The sequence below is a fragment of the Streptomyces litchfieldiae genome, assembly GCF_031845365.1.
Taxonomy (GTDB): Bacteria; Actinomycetota; Actinomycetes; order Streptomycetales; family Streptomycetaceae; genus Streptomyces; species Streptomyces litchfieldiae.
Map to the genome: position 1 here is coordinate 1 of NZ_JAVREL010000052.1, position 2258 is coordinate 2258.

Sequence of the window (2258 nt, forward strand, 5' to 3'; positions counted from 1 at the left end):
AGCGCGCCCAGCGGGCCGGAGTCCTGCGCCCCGACTTCACCAGGGGGGACCTGCTGTTCATCTTCGGCACCAACGCCCTGCTGGCGCGCGCCGCCGCGGCTGCCCCCCCCCACCCCCCGCGCGGTGCTCAGAGCTCCTTGAGCTGGCCACTGTCCACGACATACTCGGCGCCCGTGGTGCTGCCCGAGCGCGGCGAGGCCAGCAGGACGACGACGTCCGCGACCTCCTGCGGCTCGGCGAAGCGGCCGGTGGGCAGCTTCAGCATGTCCGGCACCATGGCGTCCATGACGCTGTCCCGGTCCGTGCCGGCCTGGGCGGCGAACATGTCGGCGACGCCGCCCTCGTCGGTCCACCACGGGGTGCGGGTCACGCCCGGGGACACCGTGTTCACACGTATGCCCTGCGGGCCGAACTCGACCGACAGCACCTTGGTGATGTTGTTCAGTCCGGCCTTGGCCGCGCCGTAGTCCACGTTGATCGGCGACGGCTGACGGCCGTTGGTCGAGGACACGTTGACGATGGAGCCGCCGCCGCGCGCCAGCAGGTGCGGTATCGCGGCCCGCGTGGCGCGGACGGCCGAGAACAGGTTGAACTCGAAAACGGCACGCCAGTCGCTGTCGGAGGCGTCGAGGAACGAGCCACGCGGCAGGACCACGCCGGGCGGCGGACCACCGGCGTTGTTCACGAGGATGTCCAGCCCTCCGAACTCCTCGACCGCGCGCTCCACCACCTGCCCCGGGGCGTCGGCGTCCATCAGGTCCACCGGCACATGGACCAGATTCGGCCCGGCGAGCTCGTCGAGCCCGGGGCTCGTCTTCCGGGACGCCGCCACGACCTTCGCTCCCTCCCCGAGGAGCGTGCGGGTCACGGCCAGGCCGATCCCCTTGGAAGCACCGGTGACGACGGCGACACGGCCGGAAAGCTGCAGATCCATTGATTCCCTTATCGATAACGCGCGCCCGGGTGGCCCGGGCGGCACCGTGCGGTGCGCTCTCACTGATGTCGAACACCGCCCGCGCCACACGGGTTGCGCCGCGGAGATCGCGCGCGGCGCTCCCCGTTGCGCACACCCGGGGAATCTCCGGTCCCCGGTCCGGGTTGTGCCCGGCAGCGACTGATTCCGGTACCGCAGGAGGACGGACATGCACGGAGATCCGGCGACGATCCGCAGGATCCTGACGGAGCTGGGCGACACCTGGGCCGTCGTGGGCCTCTCCTCGAACCAGCGGCGCGCCGCCTACGGGGTCGCGACGGTGCTCCAGCGCTTCGGCAAGCGCGTGGTCCCGGTCCACCCGAAGGCCGAGACCGTGCACGGCGAGCCGGGGTACGCGTCGCTCGCGGCGATTCCCTTCCCGGTCGACGTCGTCGACGTCTTCGTCAACAGCGACGCGGCCGGCCCGATCGCCGACGAGGCCGTGACCATCGGCGCCAAGGCGGTCTGGTTCCAACTGGGCGTCATCGACGAAGCGGCCTACGAACGCACCCGCGCCGCGGGCCTGGACATGGTCATGGACCGCTGCCCGGCGATCGAACTCAACTCCCCGCGTTACCGATAAGTCGAGCCGCCTGGCGACGACCACCACACGAACGGGTGAGCCCGGGACTATCCCAAGACGACAGCCGGCTCCACGTAGCGCACGGGAAACCCCGACGCCGTGGTGAACTCCACCCGCCGGAGCGACAGGGTGCAGCGCGCGGGCTGCGCCCGCTCCGCGAGCGCTCGCCACAGGTCGGGAACGGTCGCGGCGAACCCCCAGGCGGCCGACCGCAAGGCGAACACACCCATATCGGGATCGTCCGCGAGCCGAAAAACGAGACTGATCTCCGGCAATGGTCCACGCCCACTTGGTCCCGCAGCTTTCTCGTAGATCAACGGATAGGCAGCGCAGCGCCCCGTCTGCTGCCCGGAACACGCGCCATCTCCGCCCAATCCACCGACGGGCGTCCCGCGCATGAGGTGCTCCGGACCATCCACAAGGATAGCCACGCTGTCACGACGAGTGATCACGGCCACCGCTCCCCGCTCCCTCTCGACGTCACCACCGAACAGTTCAACCAGACGAAGTCCCACAGGCTTCTCCGAGGTCAGGACCCGCCAGGTCCTCCGCACCGTCAGCCCGCCCAGCAACAACCTGCGTTCCGCGTAATTCAGCGGCCTGGAGGGGTGAATCTGGGGTCTGACCTGCGTGGACATGGGTGAGGGCGTCTGAGAGGCGTTTCTCTAGGCGCTGGTGTTCGTGCTGGTCAGCGGGGTGTGG

The 2258-nt window shown here is 70.0% G+C and carries 3 protein-coding genes; 1 reads left to right on the forward strand and 2 read right to left on the reverse strand.

All coding sequences use genetic code 11. From position 1 onward, the window contains the following. Positions 1-127: 127 nt before the first annotated feature. Positions 128-934 carry an SDR family NAD(P)-dependent oxidoreductase gene (locus RM590_RS35315; protein ID WP_311708910.1) on the reverse strand — a complete coding sequence of 269 codons (807 nt, stop codon included), beginning with the start codon at positions 932-934 and terminating at the stop codon, positions 128-130. A gap of 208 nt (positions 935-1142) precedes the next feature. Here RM590_RS35315 and RM590_RS35320 point away from each other — a divergent pair, with 208 nt between their 5' ends. Next, complete coding sequence (locus RM590_RS35320; RefSeq protein ID WP_311708911.1) at positions 1143-1556, forward strand: CoA-binding protein; 414 nt, start codon at positions 1143-1145, stop codon at positions 1554-1556. Between the two features lie 47 nt (positions 1557-1603). On the opposite strand, the gene RM590_RS35325 is transcribed toward RM590_RS35320, so the two are convergent. Beyond that, positions 1604-2194, reverse strand: coding sequence for a hypothetical protein (locus RM590_RS35325; RefSeq protein WP_311708912.1), 591 nt, complete (start codon positions 2192-2194; stop codon positions 1604-1606). Positions 2195-2258 lie beyond the last annotated feature (64 nt).

Coding starts and splice junctions, on each gene's coding strand:
- RM590_RS35325 (WP_311708912.1), bottom strand. CDS start 2,194: ATGTCCACGCAGGTCAGACCCCAGATTCACCCCTCCAGGCCGCTGAAT.
- RM590_RS35320 (WP_311708911.1), top strand. CDS start 1,143: ATGCACGGAGATCCGGCGACGATCCGCAGGATCCTGACGGAGCTGGGC.
- RM590_RS35315 (WP_311708910.1), bottom strand. CDS start 934: ATGGATCTGCAGCTTTCCGGCCGTGTCGCCGTCGTCACCGGTGCTTCC.